The sequence below is a fragment of the Falsiroseomonas oryzae genome (assembly GCF_027856955.1).
Classification (GTDB): domain Bacteria; phylum Pseudomonadota; class Alphaproteobacteria; order Acetobacterales; family Acetobacteraceae; genus Falsiroseomonas; species Falsiroseomonas oryzae.
This window is the reverse complement of sequence record NZ_JAPSMD010000656.1, coordinates 1-2,162: the sequence shown is the minus strand read 5'-3', so window position 1 is coordinate 2,162 and position 2,162 is coordinate 1. Positions and strand designations below refer to the sequence as shown.

Below are 2,162 nucleotides of genomic sequence, written 5' to 3'. Positions count from 1 at the left end.
GACGCCGCGCGTGGCGGGCCGGCTGCTGCGCCGGGTGCGGGACTTCGCCCAGGCGGCCGGGCGCGCCGCCGACCGGGCGATGGCCGATGCGGCGCTGGCGCGGCTGGAGGTGGACCGGCTGGGCCTGGATGCGCAGGACCGGCGCTACCTCCGCCGCATCGCGGAGCATCACGGCGGCGGCCCGGTCGGGGTCGAGACGCTGGCCGCCGCGCTGGCCGAAAGCCGGGACACGCTGGAGGAGGTGGTCGAGCCCTTCCTGATCCAGGAAGGGCTGGTCCTGCGCACCCCGCGCGGGCGGGTGCTGGGTGAGCCGGGGTGGCGGCACCTCGGACTGGTCCCGCCGGCCGGACTCGGGGCGCAGCTGGACCTTCTGGCCGCGATGCCGCCCGAGACGCCCCAGGAATGACATCGCCCCACCGCTTTCCCGTCCGGGTCTATTTCGAGGATACCGATGCGGGCGGCGTGGCCTACCACGCGACCTACCTGCGCTGGGCGGAACGGGCCCGGACCGAATCCTTGCGTGCCATGCACTTGCCGCATGCGCTTATGATGGAGCGTCACAATACGATGCTTGTGGTGCGGCGCATCGAAGTGGCTTATGTGCGGCCGGCCCGGCTCGACGAGCCCCTGATCGTCGAGACCCGGATTTGCGCCCTCGGCGCCGCCACCCTCGACCTGGACCAGCGCGTGGTCCGGGAGGAGGACGGGGCGGAACTGGCGCGACTCCTGGTCGGGCTGGTCTGCGTCCGCGGCAGCCTGGAAGGCGGTGCCGCCGGGCCGGACGGGCTGCGGCCCGCCAGGATCCCGGAGCCCTGGCGCAGCGAGCTGGCAGGCCGGCTTTCGGCCTGAGACGAACGAGACTGCCGGCCCCTGGCCGGCTCGGGCCCGTCGCGCGGCGGGCCAAGGAAGAAGGAGGCCCACCCCTTGGGCAACGTGACGGCGTCCCCACTCGGCCAGGCGGCGCACGACCTGTCGCTCTGGGGGCTGTTCCTCCAGGCGGACTGGGTGGTGAAGGCCGTCATGGTCGGCCTGCTGCTCGCCTCGGTCTGGGTCTGGGCCATCGTCTTCGAGAAGACGACGGCGCTGCGCCGCGCGAAGCGCGAGGCCGACGCCTTCGAGGACCGCTTCTGGTCCGGCGGCAGCCTGGACGAGCTGCATGCCCGGGAAGGCGAGGAGCCGTCGCATCCGCTGGCCGCCGTGTTCGGTGCGGGCATGCGCGAATGGAAGCGCTCCGCGGGCCGCGGCCTCGGCAGCGAGCTGGCCGTCACCGGCATGAAGGAACGCGTGGAGCGCGCCATGTCCGTGGCGATCGGGCGGGAGATGGAGCGGCTGGAGCGCTGGATGGTGTTCCTGGCGACCGTCGGCTCCGCGGCGCCCTTCGTCGGCCTGTTCGGCACGGTCTGGGGCATCATGAACAGCTTCTCCGCCATCGCGGGGATGCAGAACACCAGCCTGGCCGTGGTCGCCCCCGGCATCGCGGAGGCGCTGTTCGCCACGGCGATCGGCCTGATCGCGGCCATCCCGGCGACCATCGCCTACAACAAGTTCGCCTCCGACTTCGGGCGCTTCGCCGCGCGGCTGGAAGCCTTCGCCGCCGAGTTCTCGGCCATCCTGTCGCGCCAGTCCGAGGCCACGGCGGAGCCCGCGCGGGGCGGCCGCGTCGGCCAGCCGGTGGCGGAGTAGGGACATGGCCGGCGGGCTGATGGGCCGTGACGGCGGGGGGCGCGGGTCACGCTACCGGCCGATGAGCGAGATCAACGTCACGCCCTTCGTGGACGTGATGCTGGTGCTGCTCATCATCTTCATGGTGGCCGCGCCGCTGATGACGGTGGGCGTGCCGGTGGACCTGCCGCGCACCACGGCCTCGCCGCTGAACCAGGAACAGGAGCCGCTGACCATCACGGTGGACAGCCAGGGCCGGATCTTCCTGCAGGAGACCGAGGTGCCGATCGACAACCTGGTGCCGCAGCTCCAGGCGATCATGCGCAACCAGCCGCGCGACCAGCCGGAGCGCCGCATCTTCGTCCGCGGCGACCGTGCCATCAGCTACGGCCGCGTGATGGAGGTGATGGGCACGGTCAGCGCCGCCGGCTTCTCCCGCGTCGCGCTGCTGGCCGAGCAGCCGCAGGGCGCCCGGCCGGCCGGCCAGCCGCCGGCCCAGG

Annotated in this window: 4 protein-coding genes; all 4 read left to right on the top strand. The window is 73.1% G+C overall.

Features of this window, described 5'->3' with window-relative positions; translation table 11 throughout:
* Positions 1 to 406: Holliday junction DNA helicase RuvB C-terminal domain-containing protein (locus OZN99_RS30210; RefSeq protein WP_270938913.1), on the top strand; the 406-nt coding region annotated here is incomplete at its 5' end.
* Positions 403 to 849 carry a YbgC/FadM family acyl-CoA thioesterase gene (locus OZN99_RS30205; RefSeq protein ID WP_270938912.1) on the top strand — a complete coding sequence of 149 codons (447 nt, stop codon included), beginning with the start codon at positions 403 to 405 and terminating at the stop codon, positions 847 to 849. The genes OZN99_RS30210 and OZN99_RS30205, both read left to right, overlap by 4 nt.
* A gap of 75 nt (positions 850 to 924) precedes the next feature.
* The gene (tolQ, locus tag OZN99_RS30200; protein WP_270938911.1) at positions 925 to 1,683 is read left to right on the top strand and encodes a protein TolQ; all 759 of its coding nucleotides are present in this window, start codon (positions 925 to 927) and stop codon (positions 1,681 to 1,683) included.
* Positions 1,684 to 1,687: 4 nt separating this feature from the next.
* Positions 1,688 to 2,162, top strand: a 475-nt coding sequence (gene tolR / locus OZN99_RS30195) for a protein TolR (RefSeq protein WP_270938910.1), incomplete at its 3' end; no start/stop codon positions are given.

Coding starts and splice junctions, on each gene's coding strand:
- OZN99_RS30205 (WP_270938912.1), top strand. CDS start 403: ATGACATCGCCCCACCGCTTTCCCGTCCGGGTCTATTTCGAGGATACC.